This window comes from Paenibacillus urinalis (assembly GCF_028747985.1).
Taxonomy (GTDB): Bacteria; Bacillota; Bacilli; order Paenibacillales; family Paenibacillaceae; genus Paenibacillus; species Paenibacillus urinalis.
In genome coordinates this window covers 1,616,942-1,635,752 of record NZ_CP118108.1, presented here as the reverse complement: position 1 = coordinate 1,635,752, position 18,811 = coordinate 1,616,942, and the positions used below count along the sequence as shown (strand labels likewise).

Sequence of the window (18,811 nt, the reverse complement as noted above, 5' to 3'; positions counted from 1 at the left end):
GACCTCCCCATATTCGTAAACGTTTTCATATTAATACAGTGATTTTACCATAACCCTATATTCCATGCATGTTTTTCCAAATGAAAAAGACCTTGTGTATATCACAAGGCCCGCCTCACTTATTGATTTATTATATATTCCGCAATGGTTCTTACCATCGCTCCGGTTGCTCCTTTGGGATGGACACCTCTCTCTTTCGATACATAAGCGGTTCCCGCAATATCCAGATGGATCCACGGCATCCCTTCAGCAAAAGTACCTATAAATAGACCCGCAGTGATAGAAGCTCCGTATCTCCCTGTACTGTTACGCAGATCGGCTACCTCGCTTCGCAGCATTTCTTCGAACTCAGGATAGGCGGGCAGAGGCCACACCTTCTCACCCGTCCGTTTGGAGGCTAGTATGAATTCATTCATAAAAGGGTCGTCGTTAGATACCGCTCCTGTAGCGACGTCACCTAGCGCTGATACAACCGCCCCAGTCAGCGTAGCTACATCAATAATCCTGGTTGCTCCGAGCTCCTTCGCATAGGTTAATCCATCAGCGAGCACGAGCCTTCCTTCTGCATCGGTGTTTAAGATCTCAACGGTCCTGCCGCTGAGTGTAGTGATAATATCTCCCGGTTTGAAGGCACCTCCTGAGGGCATATTTTCGGCGGAGGGAATGACAACAATCACATTCTGCTCTGGCCGCATCAAACATAGAGTATGCAGTGCACCAAGTACCACAGCCGCCCCGCCCATATCACTTATCATGTCCTCCATCCCAACACGAGGCTTTAGTGATATTCCGCCAGTGTCAAACGTAATGCCTTTTCCGACTAGACCGATAATTTCTCCTTCCCAGGAGGTCTTCCCCTGATACTTCAGGACAATCATCCGGGGAGGATTCACACTCCCGGCTCCTACCGACCAGAGTCCGCCCATTCCCTTCTTAACAATGTCGTGCTCATCCAGCACTTCGAATTCAAGACCATGCTGCTCGGCGAGCCTTAGGGCTGCATTGGCAAGATCACGAGGAACAAGCATATTGCCAGGCAGATTCGTCAAGTCTCTAGCTAGTATCGTTCCTTCTGCGAAAGCCCTTCCCCTCTCCATACCGGTTCGCCACTGCTGCTCATGTTCGTCCTGATACACTTTATCCTGATGAAATATAAGCCGATCCGGGCCAGTATAGGCCTGTTGTTTACGTTTGTATGTTTTGCGGCGATAGGTGCCCAGTATAAATCCCTCCGTTAGAGCATGAGCCACAACGGCAATATCCTGAGACTGCGAATAAGTAAGTAAGGAGGACGGCAATGCAAATATGACTTGATCTGCGCTCATCTTCACTGCTGATTTTGCAGCCCGCACTGCAGTCAGGCGAAGCTCTTCAGGCGTTAGAGGGTGTTGTCCCGTTCCGACTAATATTAGTGTTATTGCTGCATCTGATTGCATGACGGGTATGGTAAACAATTGATTCTCAGAGCCTTGGAATAAGCCTCGTTCCTTCACAGAGGCAATCGCTTCCTTCCATACTTCAGGAAAATGTCCCGTAATCCATTCTGCCTCGCTTACCAAACAAATGACCGCTTGCGCTTCAATCGACTCGATCGGAATGTCTGATTTCCATAACGCTTCAATCTTCGTATTCATCATCATATCCATCCTTCAGCCAGCTAATAAATAGGATCAAATTTATATATCGCCATATTTTCATACTACTCCTTTAATATACCCGCCATGACAAATTAAAAAAGATCAGAGAACAAAAAAAGATCAGAAGCAGTGTATGCTTCCGATCTAAGAAGTAACGCAACGATTATACGATGGGAAGAGAAATCTTGAATTCTGTTCCTTCCCCAGATTTACTGTCAACGGATATGGTGCCTCCATGATTCTTAATAATTCGATAGCTTACGGACAAGCCAAGCCCAGTGCCGGCTTCCTTGGTCGTAAAGAAAGGATCAAACAGTCTCACTAAAGTATTGTGATCCATACCCTGCCCGTTGTCTCTAATAGAGATTACGACATTTTGGCCATCCTGCTGTGTCTCAATCTGGATAAGCCCTGAATGGTCTTCACCTACATTCTCAATGGCATCCATTGCATTCTTGACCATATTCAGCATGACCTGCTTTATTTGTTTCACGTCGATGGACACATACAGCGGATGATCAGCATTGTCCATCTCTATTTGACATCCTTTCATCAATCCTTCGCTTTCTGTCAGCAGCACCACTTCTTTGAGTAAAGACTGAACCGGGATCACGGTTTTTTGCGGGGCAGAAGGCTTGGATGAATTAAGGAATTCATAAATAATATCATTCGCTCGATCAATTTCTGTAAGTATAATTCTCGCATATTCATCCTTGCCTAACTGAATAAGGTGAGGTCTTAGCAATTGGATAAACCCTCGAATGGCGGTAAGCGGATTGCGAATTTCATGAGCGATGGAGGCTGAGATTTGTCCCAGCATGGCCAGCTTATCGTTCTGATACGCGGTTTGCTCGATTTGCTTGAAATCCGATACGTCCTTTACACTCAGCAGAAAGTTGCCGTCCATCTGATCTCCGTAAGTCATCGTGATGAGCCAATGCTTCCCATATTCGTCGAGCACCTCATGATAGCGCTTACGATGGAAAATGGTTTCCCTGAATATCCTCATTATCTTTTTCTTTTTGAACCGGCTAATGAATGGATGGCGTACGAGCTGAACTACATCACAGCCGAGCAGTTGATGGCGCGGCAGCTCTAGCAATCTGGCCATCTGCAGATTAATGAAAGTAAGAACCCCATCCCTATCAAATAACATGATTCCGCTATCCAAATGTTCTAGAATATTCTCATAATTGCTGTTATCTAGATGCTGTAGTGGAAATACGTCGTTTGCAGAAATCAATGTGTTCTGAAACTCACTGATCATACTCAGGCTCCCCCTTTACACGTAAATGGAACTTGCCGATCGGACTACTAATCGTCACATAGATGATGACGAGGCTTCCCGCTATAGATCTAAACCAGCGTCGACCATACAGACACAGGGGTCTTTCGTGTCATACGACTACGTTACGCTTCAGATAAGGCACCATTAACATAAGAACTGGAATGAAGTATGAATCACTGCAGTATGGAGGTCTATGAGGTTTAAGCTTCGGGTGCTGATCGTTTGCTTACTCGCTGTTAGGCTATGTTTAGCGTGATCTACCGTCATGCAGAGTTTTTGGGGATGTCTATTTAATCATAGACAATTTTACCAATTTGAGTCAACCGAAGATACTGTCGAATTGTTGGATATTAAGCAGATATAACCTTTTCTGTAGAAAATAATTGGTATGCATCCTAAATCTAAAGCCCCCGTTAATAACGGAGGTTTCATCTTCACGCATCGGTATTTTCGGTTATCGGCCTGTCTGATTTGGCTTGATCTTGGATCGTCTCTTGCTCATGACAGCAAGTCTTCGTTTAAGCTCACTTTCCCATTTATGATCTTCGATGCTCTTAGCAATAGATAGCAAATCCAATGAAGTATCGATCTGACGCTGTATAATTTCTAGAGGATCTTCGTTCTCCCGGTTTACGCAGTTCTCATAAATCGTATCTTCATCTTCCATAACATAATCCTGAAAATCAATCTCTGAAGCACCATCACCATGTGCATACTCAGCCAATATTTCATACTCATTCTCAACCTTATAGTGAACCTCCACCCGATTACATACCGGACAAAAGAGCAGGGGAACATTGTGGACTTGCGTTCGGTAATGCTTTAATGTTCCCTTAGTTCCGATCATACTTGCTCCACAACAAAAACTCATTTTGCTCACCCTCCTTGTAGACACAAAACCGGAAGCATTGTATACATTATGTTCAATAGCGTATTCTTTTACCCTATTCGTTATGACAATCCTAATTCCTCTTTCTTAATCGAATCTCCATAAAAAAAGGGCCTCACTCGTTATAACACGAAAAAAACGCACTTTAAACGCTATATAGTTAAGAAAATCGTAATAATCCTTATATAAACATGACCATATAAGTCTATACGGTGAAAAAAGCCCTCTCAGCGGAAATATCCGCTTTGAGGGCTCACTTAACTTAAAACCGATTCACGATTTACAGGTTGTTGTCGCCTGGCTTCCAGTTCATTGCGCACAATCCGCCGGATTGCAGAGCTTGAAGCACACGAAGTGTTTCTTCTACAGAACGACCCACATCGTTGTGGTTAACAACTTGATATTTCAACTCGCCTTCAGGATCAATGATGAAGAGACCGCGCAGTGCTACGCCTTCTTCTTCGATCAATACACCGTAGTCACGAGCAACTTGCTTCGTAATGTCGGAAGCGAGCGGGAAGTTGATTTGACCCAAGCCGCCGCTGTCTTTTGGAGTGTTGATCCAAGCTTTGTGGCTATGGATCGAGTCTACACTCACACCAAGAATTTCTGTATCCAAAATTTTGAAATCATTATAAGCATCGCTAAGTGCTGTAATCTCAGTTGGGCATACAAATGTGAAATCTAGCGGGTAGAAGAAAAATACCAGCCATTTACCGCGATAGTCAGACAATTGAACCTTACCAAAATCTTGACCATCACCAGTTACGGTCTCCATTACGAAATCCGGAGCTGTTTTTCCAACCAAACGTTCTGCCATAATAAAAGTCCTCCTTCTCCTATGTAACCAAAATCGTTTTCTCTTTAGATTGTGAAGAGTATGTGAAACTCTTAAAATAAATGAAGAGTTTATGAAACTCTCAAAAAGAGCACATTTAAAATCCTATCATCGCCAAGTTTCAAAGTCAATATTATAAACCTTATTTGTTGATAATTATTATAATTAAGAAGAAAAGGAGCACAGTGTGGCCGTTAACCTCTCCTACTGTACTCCTGATCTATCATTGTAAATTTAACTTCTCTTCATCTTGTAAAGCTTTGATGAAAAACTATTATTTGACAATCGCCGCTACAATCAGGTCTCCCATCTCGGAGGTGCTGATGGCAGTGCTCTTATCTACAGCAATATCACTGGTCCGATGTCCTGCATCCAGCACCTGTGCTACAGCTCTCTCAATCGCATCAGCTGCATCGCTGTAACCAAATGTCAAACGGAACATCAAGGCAACCGACAAAATCGTCGCAATCGGATTCGCTAAGCCCTGACCAGCGATATCCGGAGCTGATCCGTGTACGGGTTCATATAGACCAAAGCTTCCCTCACCCATAGACGCGGATGCCAGCATTCCGATCGAGCCTGTAAGCATAGCCGCTTCGTCACTTAGAATGTCACCAAACATATTTTCCGTAACAATGACATCAAAGCTAGATGGACGGCGCAGCAGCTGCATTGCACAGTTATCTACGAGTACATGCTCAACTTCAACATCTGGGTATTCGGGAGCGACCCGGTTGACCACTTCACGCCATAAGCGGGAGGTTTCAAGCACATTAGCTTTATCAACTGAAGCCAATTTCTTTCTGCGTTTTTGTGCAATTTCAAAAGCTTGTCGAACAATCCGCTCTACTTCTGCTACATTATATACGCAGGTATCTACCGCTTCTTCTCCATGCTCTCCCTCTCTGCGGAACTTCTCTCCAAAATAGATTCCGCCTGTCAGCTCTCTAACGACCATTAGATCCGTGCCCTCAAGCACTTCCGGCTTTAGTGTAGAAGCATCTTTGAGACAATCGAACACCACCGCAGGTCTCAGGTTGGAGAATAATCCGAGTGCTTTGCGAATCCCCAGCAATCCTGTTTCTGGCCGAAGCTCCTTGGCATTGTTATCCCATTTCGGACCACCAACCGCTCCAAGCAGTACTGCATCCGCACTTTGACATACCTCCAGTGTTTCTTTCGGCAAAGGGGTTCCTGTCTCATCAATCGCAATTCCGCCAAACAAAGCGTGTTTCGTTTCAAAAGTGTATCCGAACACTTCCTCGGTTCGTTTCAACACTCTCTCCGCTTCTGCAACAACCTCTGGTCCAATGCCATCTCCTGCAATGACGGCGATTTTTTTGACTTCTGACATGACTGCACGCTCCATTCTAAATAATATCTGCTATATATCTTTGTAACATAATCACGGTAGATTTGACCAAGATATAGAAGCTATCGAGTCTATAGGTATAGGCTATAAGACCACTTTTAACTCTACCGATCCTTACTATCTACGGGAATGAAGTTGAAAGAGATGGATGAATCCGATTACAATAGACTTGTGATGATGGTTCAATTTCCCTGAATGAGAGGATGATAGTGGGTGCAGTATACGTATTTAGGAAGATCAGGACTCAAGGTAAGCCGTCTGTGTCTGGGTACGATGAACTTTGGACCAGCAACAGATGAGAAGGAAGCATTTCGCATTATGGATGCTGCCGTTGATGCAGGCCTCAATTTTTTTGACACAGCAAACATCTATGGATGGGGTGAAAATGCAGGACTGACAGAAACGATCATCGGTAAATGGTTTAAGCAAGGCGGCGGACGCAGAGAAAAAGTCGTACTTGCCACCAAAGTATACGGATCCATGCATGACAGCAACGATGGACCCAATGATGAAGCAGGCTTGTCAGCCTACAAAATCCGTCGTCATCTTGAAGGCTCACTTCAACGTCTTCAAACCGATCATATTGAGCTCTATCAAATGCACCACGTCGATCCTAATGTCTCCTGGGAAGAATTATGGGGAGCTTTTGAGGTTGGAATTCATCAGGGAAAAATCGGCTATGTCGGCTCAAGCAATTTTGCTGGGTGGCAGATAGCACTCGCTCAAATGGAAGCCAAGAACCGTAATTTTGTGGGGCTAGTATCAGAGCAGCATAAATACAGCCTGAATTGCCGGCTTCCTGAGCTCGAAGTGCTACCTGCAGCACATAAGCTTGGACTTGGCATCATTCCTTGGAGTCCCCTTGATGGTGGTCTGCTCGGAAGAAATGCACTCAAGAAGATCGAAGGAACTCGCAGTGGTGGAATTGCCGAGCGTGTGGAGCAGCATCGCACTCAGTTGGAAGAATTCGCCGCGCTCTGCCGTGAGCTTGGAGAACCACAGGATAATGTCGCTCTGGCTTGGCTCCTTGCGAACCCTGCGGTTACCGCCCCAATTATTGGTCCTCGCACACTCGAGCAATTCGAGAACACACTGGATGCACTGGAGATCCAGCTGAACGAGTCTGTTCTCAAACGACTGGATGAAATATTCCCTGGTCCAGGCGGTCAGGCACCGAACGCTTACGCGTGGTAATAAATTTTCAACTCTATCACAGCATTCAAATACAGCAGCAAAAAAGCGGCCTAAGCTATTACAGCTTGGCCGCCTTTTGTTATTGGCATAACAATTCTTAGAGAATAGAGAGCTATGATCTTATTTATGAGTCCAGTGCATCATTTCACGCAATTGTGCGCCGACAACCTCGATTGGATGATTCGCTTCATTACGGCGAGTCGCTGTCAGGAATGCACGTCCGGATTGATTCTCCAGGATGAAGTCGCGTGCGAATTTACCTTGCTGAATATCGCTGAGGACCGCTTTCATTGCGATCTTCGTATCCTCAGTTACAACGCGTGGTCCAGTAACGTAGTCACCGTATTCCGCTGTATTACTGATGGAATCACGCATGCTGGCAAGTCCGCCTTCATACATCAAGTCAACGATTAGCTTCAGCTCATGCAAGCATTCAAAGTAAGCCATTTCTGGAGCATAACCAGCTTCTGTCAATGTTTCGAAACCGGCTTTTACAAGTGCGCTTACACCACCGCACAGTACGGCTTGTTCACCAAACAGATCTGTTTCTGTTTCTTCACGGAAGGAAGTTTCAATAACACCAGCACGTGTACAACCGATCCCTTTTGCATAAGCCAGACCAATTTCTTTGGCTTGACCCGTAGCATCCTGCTCAATCGCGATCAGTCCAGGCACGCCGAAGCCTTCTACATATGTACGGCGAACCATATGCCCAGGGGATTTAGGAGCTACCAGCATAACATCACTATCTTTAGGAGCAACGATTTGTCCAAAATGAACATTGAAGCCGTGGGAGAACATCAGAGTTGCACCTTTTTTCAGGTTAGGCTCAATTTCATTTTTGTAAACGGAAGCTTGTGTTTCATCTGGCATCAGGATTTGCACAACATCAGCACGGCGAGTTGCTTCTGCAACCGGCAATACTTCGAAGCCGTCATTTTTCGCTGTCTCAAATGATTTACCTTCACGCAAACCGATAACTACGTTTAGACCACTGTCACGCAAGTTTTGTGCCTGAGCATGTCCTTGACTTCCATAACCGATAACGGCGATGGTTTTACCTTTCAATACACTAAGATCTGCATCCTGTTCATAATAAGTTGTAACTGCCATTGTTAAAGCCCTCCTTTGTATTGTAAAGAAAACCCTGCATGAATGAGCGGGTGTTTCAAGGGACTGCAGAACCGTTCGTTAATCTAAGCCTCTGGTCCCCTCAAACCCCCGCTCATTCTTCAGGACTGCAAATTCCTGTCGCGGTAAATGACTAAAATGTGATGTTAAGACAGGCTGGCTAATGAATACGAAAAGTATATTTATACGTTTCCTCGGATCATTGCCGTTACACCTGTTCTGGATAATTCCCTGATACCATATGGCTTAATGAGCTCGATCATCGCGTCAATCTTATCTGTATCTCCTACAACCTGAATCATCAGGCTAGAGTTGCCGATATCGACAACCGAAGCACGGAAAGTTTCGACGAGACCCATAATTTCCGGACGAACCGAAGGCTCTGCTTTGATCTTGATCAGTGCGAGCTCGCGCGCAACCATTGGATTGGAGCTCAAATTAACGACCTTGATAACGTCAATTAATTTGTACAGCTGCTTCTCAATCTGCTCAAGAAGATGTTCATCGCCAAGTGTCACAATAACCATTCGGGATAATCCGGCTTCCTCAGACTGACCAACCGTGATACTTTCAATGTTAAAGCCGCGGCGACCGAACAGACCTGATACCCGTTGAAGTACTCCTGGCTGATCATTTACCAGTACGGCAATCGTATGTCTATTCATGATTTATGCATCCCCCATCAGCATTTGATCAATGGTCGATCCCTGCATTACCATCGGATATACATTTTCTTCTTTGTTAACAACAAACTCAACAAGAACCGGACCGTCTGTTTCGAGCGCTTCTGACCAAATCTTCTGCGCTTCTTCCTTATTCGTGGCACGAAGACCTTTGACACCGTATGCCTCTGCCAGTTTGACAAAGTCAGGACTACCCGCTAGATCAATGTGACTATATCGATTATCATAGATCAGCTCTTGCCATTGTCTTACCATCCCAAGCACCTGGTTGTTGATAACCACAATCTTAACCGGAATGTTGTTAATTGCACAGATGGCAAGCTCTTGAGAACACATCTGCATTCCACCGTCTCCGTTAATAGAGATAACGAGGCGATCCGGATGTGCCATCTGAGCACCGATCGCTGAAGGGAAGCCGAAGCCCATCGTTCCAAGTCCCCCGGAAGTAACCCATGAGCGAGGTTGATTAAACTTGTAATACTGAGCTGCCCACATCTGATGCTGACCTACGTCCGTAGTTACAATGGCGTTGCCTTCCGTCGTGTCATTCAGCATCTCAATAACCCATTGCGGTTTGAGTACTTCATCTGAATCCTTGTAGTTGTACAATCGATCGCCTTTCCACGCCCGAATCTGGTTCCGCCACTCATCTGCCTGATCTGCACGTTCAGCTTCATGATTGAGCAATTCAAGTACGGTCTTCACATCCCCTACAATCGGAATGTCTGTCGGTACGTTTTTGCCAATCTCTGCAGGATCAATATCAATATGCACGATCTTCGCTCTCGGAGCAAAACCGTCCAGCTTACCTGTTACCCGATCATCAAATCTTGCACCAAAGTTGATCAACAAATCAGATTGCTGAATAGCTTGATTCGCGGTATACGTACCGTGCATTCCCGGCATTCCCATCCAGAGCTCATGACCGCTTGGGAATCCACCTAGACCAAGTAATGTGGTCGTTATCGGAATCTCTGTTTTCTTCACAAATTCGAACAGTGCTTCATGCGCTCCAGCGTATACGATTCCGCCGCCGGCCAGAATTACCGGCCTTTCTGCTTGCTTAATCGCTTGATGCAGCTTATCAAGCTGCAGCTTGTTAGGCGTAACTGTTGGATTGTAGCCTCGCATATTAACAGGTTCTGTCTGCGGAATGAACAGCGTCTTATTAGCGGATACATCCTTAGGAATATCGATCAATACCGGACCTTTGCGTCCCGTGTTCGCAATATGAAACGCCTCATGAATCACTCTCGGCAAATCCTCTACTGAGCGAACCAGATAGCTGTGCTTGGTGATCGGCATTGTAATCCCTGTAATATCTGCTTCTTGGAAAGCATCCGTACCAATCAAGCTCGAAACAACATTCCCCGTAATGACAACAAGTGGTACCGAATCCATGTAGGCAGTTGCAATGCCCGTTACCAGGTTAGTTGCACCTGGACCAGAAGTAGCGATACATACGCCTACTTTGCCGCTTGCCCGAGCATATCCATCGGCTGCGTGAATGGCGCCTTGCTCATGCCTTGTAAGCAAATGCTTGAAATCTTCAAATCCATACATTGCATCGTAGATGTATAGGACGGCGCCCCCCGGGTAGCCAAAGACGCATTCAACACCTTCTAACAGCAAGCTTCGAAGCAGAATATCCGAGCCTGTAATGACTTCCGGTTTCATCCATTTCTCACGTAGTTGATCAGTTGATCGCATTTCAGGATTATGCGCATTCATGAAGATCTCCCCCTTCTTAAGGATTACATTAATCTGACATGTTAGAAAGAACTAAAGTAAGGATTATCTGTGTGTGATGATCCTTGATTCATCTTGCTTTTACAACAAAAAAACCTTCCATCCCTGCGGACATAAAATATGCCTCGCGAGGGACGAAAGGTTGCTGCTTCCGTGGTACCACCCAGGTTTGTCAAATTCCTCACGGAACCTGACCTTAGCAAGTAGTAAGAAATGTGGTCAACAAGACCTAACCATTCTTCATACCTGTCGTCTGTAACGTAGACTTACGATTTTCCCTAATAGGCAAGATCCTTGCTTTTCAGGAAAACAGCTCCGAGGTGAGCTCGTACTTAAGGGATTATGGTGGTACTTTCAGCTAAAACTGTCCACTCTCTGCACATAAGTGCCCTTAAAACTTCGTCCTCATCATTGCCGATAAACTATAGCGGTTAAATGTTAGGAACATTATAAGATTCATTTGTAGAAATAGTCAACACTTTATTTTTCAATATTTAGTCAATCCTTATACAAACCTTGCTGTATCAACTGTTTTTTGTCCGAAAAGCCGAACATGACCAAGCTCCTTAGGCATATAATGCCCCATCCATACCGTATGCCCCAAAAAAGGAGGGTTATCCATGATTCGCAATCGCAGACCTAAGCAAGATGATCCAGCTATCATGGAATTGATTCATAGCCAGCTTGTGCCTATTTCACATTTGAGCAAGCAAGAGATCAACCTGATCATTCAGGATATTCCAAGCCGCTTAGCCCGAGGGATTACTTTGGTATCCTCTGCTAATTATGAATCCAACATTTGTGGTTTTGTACATTTTATGATGCATGGTTCTTTACTATACATTGACATGATGGCCGTTTCTCCAAAGGAACAGCGCAAACAGCATGGCAAAGAATTACTGATCAAAGCGGAACAATTTGCGGTTTCACGTGGCTGTAGGAAGTCGAAGGTTATGGTGGATGAAGGAAACAAAAAGGGACTAAATTTTTACCAAAAGATGGGATATAAGATGCTTCGATATGTTGATATCGGACGATGCTTCGAATTGGAAAAAGTATTGAGCAATGGCTAGAATATTAAAAAGATGAACACATAATATTATCATTGTTATAAAAATATTTAATAGAAAAATTTATTTTTGAAGCCATATCCTCCATAACCTTGCCCTGGTCCGTAACCTGGCCCCGGTCCATATCCAGGTCCAGGTCCATAACCAGGGAAACCTCCATATCCGCCTCCAGGTCCTTTGCCTCCGTATCCATAACCGCCAGGATATCCTCCAGGGCCGAATCCGCCTCCGAAGCCTCCGCCGAATCCGCCAGCGAATGGCAAGGTTCCGATTGCCAATAGATCAAATAGGACAAGCGGGATGAGTGCCCGTGTACCTGCATCTTTTCCCTCAGTAGGCTGAAGCATAATTTTATTCCCGGCTACATTAACCAGCTTTCCGCTCACTTTTGTTCCATCTTTGCGAACGGCGACAATATGCTGCCCAATCAAATTTTTCGCATCATTCAGACGAACAGAATTATTCATTCTTTTCCCTCCTTCTTCACGTAGGATTCAGAATCATCTTATTCGTATGTCGGCATAAATGTATGTTTTAATGTCCTGCATGTACAAAAAAAGGTGATGCCTGCATCTTGAGCAAGCATCACCTAATGTGGATGAATCTTATTTATCGTTTGCCTGGATCATATGGCTGTCCCAGTGCAGCAGGTGCTGCTGAACGCCCGACGGCTGCTACGAGTACGATGACTGTGAGCAGATACGGCAGCATGAAAATAATTTCCTGGGGAATAGCCTGAGCCCATTCAAACATTTGAATATAGTTGCGGACTGCTTGGGACAACCCGAAGAAGAGAGCTGCACCGAACGCCCCGATCGGATTCCATTTACCGAAGATCATGGCAGCAATCGCAATATAACCTTGTCCGGAAATTGTGTTGTGTGCGAACACATTTGTCGTCGTCAGCGTAAGAACAGCACCGCCGATACCCGCGAGCGCACCACTGACCATAACAGCCAGATATCTGTATTTCGTTACATTAATCCCCATCGTATCCGCAGCACTTGGATGCTCCCCGACAGAACGGAGACGCAGTCCGAATGGCGTTTTGTATAGGAACAAGAAGGTCAATATTACAAACAGCACAGCTAGGAATGTAGATGGATAATGATGAATAAACACATTACCAAAGAACGGAATTTCAGCTAGCTTTACTCCAAATAATTCTGGATTCCATTTTTTGAATCCATCAATAAGCGGAGTTTCCCCTGACCCGTCAAACAGAAGCTTAACCATATACAAGGTGCTTCCTGCAGCCAAGAAGTTAATGACGATACCACTTATGATCTGGTCTGCTTTGAAAGTGATAGAGGCTACAGCGTGAATCAAGGAAACAACCAAGCCTAATACACCCGCTGTAACCAGACCAACCCAAGCCGCTTGCCCACCTGTCATCCCCGCTTCTTGAGCATAATGAGCAGATACGCCTGCAGCAAAAGCACCAAAGATCATAAATCCTTCAATCCCCAGATTCGTTACACCGGAACGCTCTGAGAATATCCCACCAAGTGCAGCAAATACAAGAGCTGTTGCAAAGACAAGTGTCGTATTAATCAGCTGTCCGGAGAGCGTTATGAAATCCATAATTACAACACCTTCTCTTTCTTGCGCTTCGCATAGAAGGGCTTAAGCACCCAGCGCACGATACCTTGTGCAGCAATGAAGAATATAATGGAGCCAATTACGATACGAATCAATTCCGGTGGAACATCTGCTGCGAAGCTCATTCCGGCAGAACCGTATGTCAATCCTCCAAATAGGAAGGCTCCTAGGATTACACCAAACGGATGATTCATACCAATTAGTGCTACCGCAATACCATCAAATCCAGTACCCGGTGATCCTTGAAGAATCGTTTGATAGCCGAACACACCGAGAATTTGAAAGGCACCGCCAAGGCCTGCCAAAATACCACTGATAAACATGGCTTTGACAATGTTGCGATTCACCTTCATCCCTGCATATTCAGCGGCATGATGGTTATGGCCTACTGCGCGAAGCTCGAAGCCTTGCTTTGTTTTCCACATGAATACATAGAACACTACCGCTGCGAGAATCGCAATCAGCGTCCCCCAGTGAACACGCGAGTTACTCATAAGCTCAGACAACCATCCAATCGCAATAGAAGCAGATGGTTGAATCTCTTCGGAACGATTCTCACCCGGCATAAGCATGAATTGTCTTACGACGAGATTGCCCAAATAGAGAGCAACCCAGTTCATCATAATGCTGGTAATTACTTCATTTACCCCGCGTGCTGCCTTGAGATAACCAGCGATAGCAGCCCACAGACCGCCGGCCAGAGCCCCTGCAATTAATGCGAGCGGTGCATGGATAATCATAGGTAATCCCGTAAGTTTAATTCCGACAAATGCCGAAGCTGTCATCCCTACGATAAACTGTCCTTCAGCACCGATATTAAATAGTCCTGCACGGGAAGCAAAAGCAAATGCCAGACCCGTCATAATGAGCGGAGTCATTTCACGCAATGTTTCCCCAATGTTATACGTATTTCCAAATACTTTCTCGACTAGTGCTCCGTATGCCGTTATCGGATTATAACCGCCAATGAGCATAACGACTGCACCCAATAGAAGACCCATAATAATAGCAACGACTGGATATATAATAGAATCTTTAGTGAACCATTTTAATACGCTACTCACTAGATGCACCTCTCTTCACGGTGCTACCTGCCATCATCAGACCCAGCTCTTGATCATTGGTCTCTTCTGGAAGCACTTCACCTACAATATGTCCCTCATAAATAACCGCGATCCGGTCCGAGACATTCATAATTTCATCGAGTTCGAAGGAAATCAACAGTACAGCTTTACCTTGGTCACGTTGAGCGATCAATTGCTTCTGAACGAATTCAATAGCCCCTACATCTAGACCGCGTGTAGGCTGGGCAGCAATAAGCAGATCCGGATTTTTGTTCACCTCTCTGGCGATGATCGCCTTCTGCTGGTTACCTCCGGATAAGGCACGTGATAACGTATCAATGCTTGGCGTTCTTACATCAAAAGCCTGAACCAGCTTCTTTGTGTGCTCCTGTATCGCCTTGAAATTCAAGAACCCTTTCTTCGAATACGGCTCCTTGTAATAAGATTCAAGCACCATGTTCTCGCTCACAGAGAAGTCCAGCACAAGACCATGCTTATGACGGTCCTCTGGAATATGCCCGACACCCGCTTCTGAAACTTTACGAGGCGGCTCATTCGTAATATCGTTGTTATTCAATGTGATTTTGCCTGAATTTACCTTGCGCAAACCGGTAATCGCTTCAATCAGCTCACTCTGACCATTCCCGTCTACTCCAGCAATTCCGACAATTTCACCTGCACGTACTTGCAGATTTAGCTTGTCCAGTACGGCCATGCCTTCTTTATTTTTCGCGGTTAATTCATGGATATCGAGTACGGTTTCCTTAGGTTCAGCCGGCTTCTTGTCCACTTTAAAAGTAACGTTGCGCCCAACCATCTTCTCAGCGAGCTCGTTAGGAGTCGTCTCTGACGTTTTCACCGTATCAATTACTTTTCCTCGGCGAATGATCGTTACCGTATCGGATATTTCCATGATTTCTTTCAGTTTATGAGTAATAAGAATGATGGATTTGCCTTCAGCGACCAGCTTCTTCATGATCACCATCAATTCTGAAATTTCTTGAGGAGTCAATACCGCTGTCGGTTCATCAAAAATCAAGATTTCTGCGCCTCTGTAAAGGGTTTTCAATATTTCGACACGCTGCTGCATTCCTACAGAGATCTCTTCAATTTTTGCATTAGGGTCGACCTTAAGTCCATATAGCTCAGACAACCGTTTTACTTCTGCCACTGCCTTTTTATAGTTAATATTGAGGCCCAGCATTTTCTTAGGCTCTGAACCCAATATAATATTCTCTGCTACTGTAAATGGCTGTACCAATTTAAAATGCTGATGCACCATTCCAATACCTAGCTCGATGGCTTTATTCGGACTGTCAATAATTACAGGCTGTCCACCAACTTCAATTCCGCCTTCATCAGGCTGATATAGACCAAATACAATATTCATCAGCGTCGATTTTCCGGCGCCGTTCTCGCCTAGCAGTGCATGAATCTCTCCCTTATGCAGCTGCAAGCTTATAGAGTCATTAGCGACAATGCCCGGGAAGCGTTTAGTAATTTGCTTCAACTCAACGACAGGAGTTGCTGCACCCATGAGATCACCCTTATAAATTTGATTTGATGGTATTAACCCTAGACGTAAGAACAAGGCTAGTTATATAAACCAGCCTTGTTTTACATCATAACATGTAAAATTCAGTATTATTCTCACACTAAACAATCCATTGCAGTCATTACTCAGCAGGAATTGTGATTTCACCGCTAATGATTTTTTCTTTGTATTCGTCAACCAGCTCAAGTACATCCGCTGGTACGTTTGCTGTAGAAGTCTCAGCTACGCCAACACCGTTAGCAGCCAGATCCAATACTTCTAATCCTGGTTCAAAAGTTCCGTTAACCACATCCAGAGATACTTTCTTAACCGCTTCGTCTACTTTCTTGATCATAGAAGTCAGAGTAATCTCATCACCGAACTCAAGTGATTGGTCTTTGTCTACACCGATAACCCATACATCTTGTCCGGAATCTTTACGGGACTTCGCTTCGTTAAATACACCTGTTCCTGTTGCGCCTGATGCATGGAAGATAATATCTACACCTTCATTGTACATCGTTGCAGCAGCAGTTTTACCCAGGTCAGGCTTGTCAAATGCACCCGTATAGTTAGGAACGAACTGAGCATCCGGATTTACGGCCTTCACGCCTTCTCTAAATCCAATTTCGAACTTCTTGATCAGCGGGCTTTCCATTCCGCCAACAAAACCAACCTTGTTTGTCTTCGTCATTTTACCTGCAATAACACCGACAAGGAAGGAACCTTGGTCTTCGGCGAACATTACAGACTTAACGTTTGGAGCATCTACTTCACTATCGATGATCGCAAGCTTGGCTTCAGGGTTCTGTTCAGCGACTGTCTTGATTGCTTCAGCCAGCTGGAATCCAATTCCCCAAGTCAAAGAGTACTGGTCCTTAACAAAAGTGTTCAAGTTTGTGTTGTAATCAGCATCGGACTTACTTTGAAGATACTTAACCTGTGCGCCTGTTTCTGCTTCGACTGCTTCGAGCGCTTCCCAAGCAGATTGGTTAAAGGATTTATCGTTAACACCGCCGACATCAGTAACCATTCCGATTTTTGCAGTGGATTCAGCTGTGCTGCCGCCTCCTTCACCGCTGCCTTGCGAGCTGCTGTCATTGTCATTGCCGCATCCAGCTAGAGCAACGGAAGCTGCAAGAATCATGCTTAAAGACAAACTTAGTACTTTCTTCATCTTGGAATTGTTCCCCCTTAAAATATTCCCTATCTGATATCATACTTTGTTCTTCAGATTCCCGGATTATACGCTAGCCCAGCAATCCATATCTATAAGTACAATTTCAATAGGACTGTCCTACTAGAGGTGATTATACAATCAACCCATGTTAAAATCCAGCAGTTTCATGACTTATTTTCGAGTTTTTTTAAGAATGTTCATAATTGTAAGCGCTTTATCATTTATACTTCACATATTCAGGTTGATTAAATGTAATTTATTCTAACATGCGATTAACATCAAGTGACTTATTTTGCTTTTTCATTTGCATTTTTTGTAATATGTAATTCGACTTGCATCAGTCTTTTTTAAGGCTAGAGACCCAGCAAGCTCTTCATTTTATTTATTTCCCATAAAAAAGCCGCCTATGCGGCGGCTCTCATCACTTAAAGAAATTAAGCATTAATTTTTTCTTTAGCTACAACAGCCAAAGAGTTGAATGCATTAATATCGTTTACTGCAAGATCAGCAAGCATTTTACGGTTCATGTCAACTCCAGCGAGTTTCAGACCGTGCATGAATTTGTTGTAAGACAATCCGTTCATGCGAGCTGCTGCGTTAATACGAACGATCCACAATTTGCGGAAGTTACGTTTTGTTGTACGACGATCACGGTATGCATATACCATGGATTTCATAACTTGTTCGTTAGCTGTTTTGAAGATACGGTGTTTAGAACCGAAATAACCTTTAGCAAGTTTCAATACTTTTTTATGACGACGACGAACAACGAATCCGCCCTTTACTCTTGCCATATCAAAGACCTCCCAGAAAATATATGTTAGTAATCAGTGGACTATTTCAGGTTAGCCAAACCTTGTTTCAGACGCTTAACGTCACCAGGTGCCATAACTGGGCTGCCTGCAAGAACACGCTTAGTGCGTTTCGATTTGTGGGAAAGCAAATGGTTTCTGTATGCTTTGTAACGTTTCACTTTACCAGTACCAGTAACTTTGAAACGACCCTTCAGGCTGCTGTGAGTTTTCATTTTAGGCATTGTGTATTTCCTCCTCCAAGTTTATCTGACTCAGGCTTTAGGAGCCAAAATCATAATCATGCTACGGCCTTCAAGTTTAGGTTGACGTTCGATGCTGCTGAGTTCAGCAACTTCCACTTTCACACGTTCCAAAATCTTTTGACCGATATCCGCATGGGCGATTTCACGTCCGCGGAAGCGGACGGAGCACTTCACTTTGTCGCCTTCCTTCAGGAACTTGACAACATTGCGAAGCTTGGTTTGGTAATCATGTTCCTCAATGTTGGAACGGAACCATACTTCCTTGATGTCCACAACCTTTTGATTCTTACGTGCTTCTTTTTCTTTCTTTTGCTGTTCGTAACGGAACTTACCGTAATCCATGATACGACACACCGGCGGTTTCGCCTGCGGCGCCACATTAACCAGGTCAAGATTAAGATCTGCAGCCATCTGCAACGCTTCGCGAATAGGCTTAATGCCGATCTGTTCTCCTTCAGCTCCGACCAAACGAACTTCCTTCGACCGAATTTCATCATTAATCATGTGTTCTTTACTAATAACT

The 18,811-nt window shown here is 44.6% G+C and carries 18 protein-coding genes; 2 read left to right on the top strand and 16 right to left on the bottom strand.

The annotated features are described in order from the left end of the window. Positions 1-119 precede the first annotated feature (119 nt). The 5 genes from PUW25_RS07520 to leuB form a co-directional block, all read right to left on the bottom strand. Positions 120-1,646 carry a leucyl aminopeptidase gene (locus PUW25_RS07520; protein WP_238546265.1) on the bottom strand — a complete coding sequence of 509 codons (1,527 nt, stop codon included), beginning with the start codon at positions 1,644-1,646 and terminating at the stop codon, positions 120-122. Between the two features lie 154 nt (positions 1,647-1,800). Next, entirely contained in the window at positions 1,801-2,904 is a 1,104-nt protein-coding gene (locus PUW25_RS07515; RefSeq protein ID WP_047910025.1) for an ATP-binding protein, read from the bottom strand. A gap of 475 nt (positions 2,905-3,379) precedes the next feature. Continuing rightward, positions 3,380-3,796 (bottom strand): hypothetical protein, encoded by a 417-nt coding sequence (locus PUW25_RS07510; protein WP_047910026.1) that lies wholly within the window; start codon positions 3,794-3,796, stop codon positions 3,380-3,382. Positions 3,797-4,094: 298 nt separating this feature from the next. After that, the gene (locus PUW25_RS07505; protein ID WP_047910027.1) at positions 4,095-4,634 is read right to left on the bottom strand and encodes a peroxiredoxin; all 540 of its coding nucleotides are present in this window, start codon (positions 4,632-4,634) and stop codon (positions 4,095-4,097) included. A gap of 292 nt (positions 4,635-4,926) precedes the next feature. Next, positions 4,927-6,006, bottom strand: a complete 1,080-nt coding sequence (gene leuB, locus PUW25_RS07500; protein WP_047910244.1) for a 3-isopropylmalate dehydrogenase — start codon at positions 6,004-6,006, stop codon at positions 4,927-4,929. 231 nt (positions 6,007-6,237) lie between these two features. Here leuB and PUW25_RS07495 point away from each other — a divergent pair, with 231 nt between their 5' ends. Beyond that, positions 6,238-7,218 (top strand): aldo/keto reductase, encoded by a 981-nt coding sequence (locus tag PUW25_RS07495; protein ID WP_047910028.1) that lies wholly within the window; start codon positions 6,238-6,240, stop codon positions 7,216-7,218. Positions 7,219-7,338: 120 nt separating this feature from the next. On the opposite strand, the gene ilvC is transcribed toward PUW25_RS07495, so the two are convergent. From ilvC to ilvB, 3 genes are all read right to left on the bottom strand, one after another. Then, a complete protein-coding gene (ilvC, locus tag PUW25_RS07490; protein WP_047910029.1) occupies positions 7,339-8,331 on the bottom strand; it encodes a ketol-acid reductoisomerase in 993 nt (330 codons plus the stop codon). A 200-nt stretch (positions 8,332-8,531) separates the two neighbouring features. Beyond that, positions 8,532-9,014 (bottom strand): acetolactate synthase small subunit, encoded by a 483-nt coding sequence (gene ilvN / locus PUW25_RS07485; RefSeq protein WP_047910030.1) that lies wholly within the window; start codon positions 9,012-9,014, stop codon positions 8,532-8,534. Between the two features lie 3 nt (positions 9,015-9,017). Then, positions 9,018-10,763 (bottom strand): biosynthetic-type acetolactate synthase large subunit, encoded by a 1,746-nt coding sequence (gene ilvB, locus PUW25_RS07480; RefSeq protein WP_047910031.1) that lies wholly within the window; start codon positions 10,761-10,763, stop codon positions 9,018-9,020. A 638-nt stretch (positions 10,764-11,401) separates the two neighbouring features. Between ilvB and PUW25_RS07475 the strand changes: the two genes are divergently transcribed. Then, positions 11,402-11,854 (top strand): GNAT family N-acetyltransferase, encoded by a 453-nt coding sequence (locus PUW25_RS07475; protein ID WP_047910032.1) that lies wholly within the window; start codon positions 11,402-11,404, stop codon positions 11,852-11,854. A 47-nt stretch (positions 11,855-11,901) separates the two neighbouring features. On the opposite strand, the gene PUW25_RS07470 is transcribed toward PUW25_RS07475, so the two are convergent. From PUW25_RS07470 to infC, 8 genes are all read right to left on the bottom strand, one after another. Next, the gene (locus PUW25_RS07470; protein ID WP_047910033.1) at positions 11,902-12,318 is read right to left on the bottom strand and encodes a hypothetical protein; all 417 of its coding nucleotides are present in this window, start codon (positions 12,316-12,318) and stop codon (positions 11,902-11,904) included. Between the two features lie 142 nt (positions 12,319-12,460). Next, positions 12,461-13,435, bottom strand: coding sequence for an ABC transporter permease (locus PUW25_RS07465; RefSeq protein ID WP_047910034.1), 975 nt, complete (start codon positions 13,433-13,435; stop codon positions 12,461-12,463). 2 nt (positions 13,436-13,437) lie between these two features. Further along, positions 13,438-14,517, bottom strand: coding sequence for an ABC transporter permease (locus tag PUW25_RS07460; protein WP_047910035.1), 1,080 nt, complete (start codon positions 14,515-14,517; stop codon positions 13,438-13,440). Beyond that, positions 14,510-16,054, bottom strand: coding sequence for an ABC transporter ATP-binding protein (locus tag PUW25_RS07455; RefSeq protein WP_274336870.1), 1,545 nt, complete (start codon positions 16,052-16,054; stop codon positions 14,510-14,512). The genes PUW25_RS07460 and PUW25_RS07455 overlap by 8 nt, the downstream gene beginning before the upstream one ends. Positions 16,055-16,193: 139 nt before the next feature. Beyond that, positions 16,194-17,228 (bottom strand): BMP family lipoprotein, encoded by a 1,035-nt coding sequence (locus PUW25_RS07450; RefSeq protein ID WP_047910037.1) that lies wholly within the window; start codon positions 17,226-17,228, stop codon positions 16,194-16,196. Between the two features lie 437 nt (positions 17,229-17,665). Next, positions 17,666-18,025, bottom strand: coding sequence for a 50S ribosomal protein L20 (rplT, locus tag PUW25_RS07445; RefSeq protein ID WP_047910038.1), 360 nt, complete (start codon positions 18,023-18,025; stop codon positions 17,666-17,668). Positions 18,026-18,066: 41 nt separating this feature from the next. Continuing rightward, on the bottom strand, positions 18,067-18,267 hold the full coding sequence (rpmI, locus tag PUW25_RS07440; RefSeq protein WP_047910039.1) for a 50S ribosomal protein L35: 201 nt from the start codon (positions 18,265-18,267) through the stop codon (positions 18,067-18,069). A gap of 30 nt (positions 18,268-18,297) precedes the next feature. Further along, a complete protein-coding gene (infC, locus tag PUW25_RS07435) occupies positions 18,298-18,792 on the bottom strand; it encodes a translation initiation factor IF-3 (protein ID WP_047910040.1) in 495 nt (164 codons plus the stop codon). Positions 18,793-18,811: the final 19 nt, after the last annotated feature.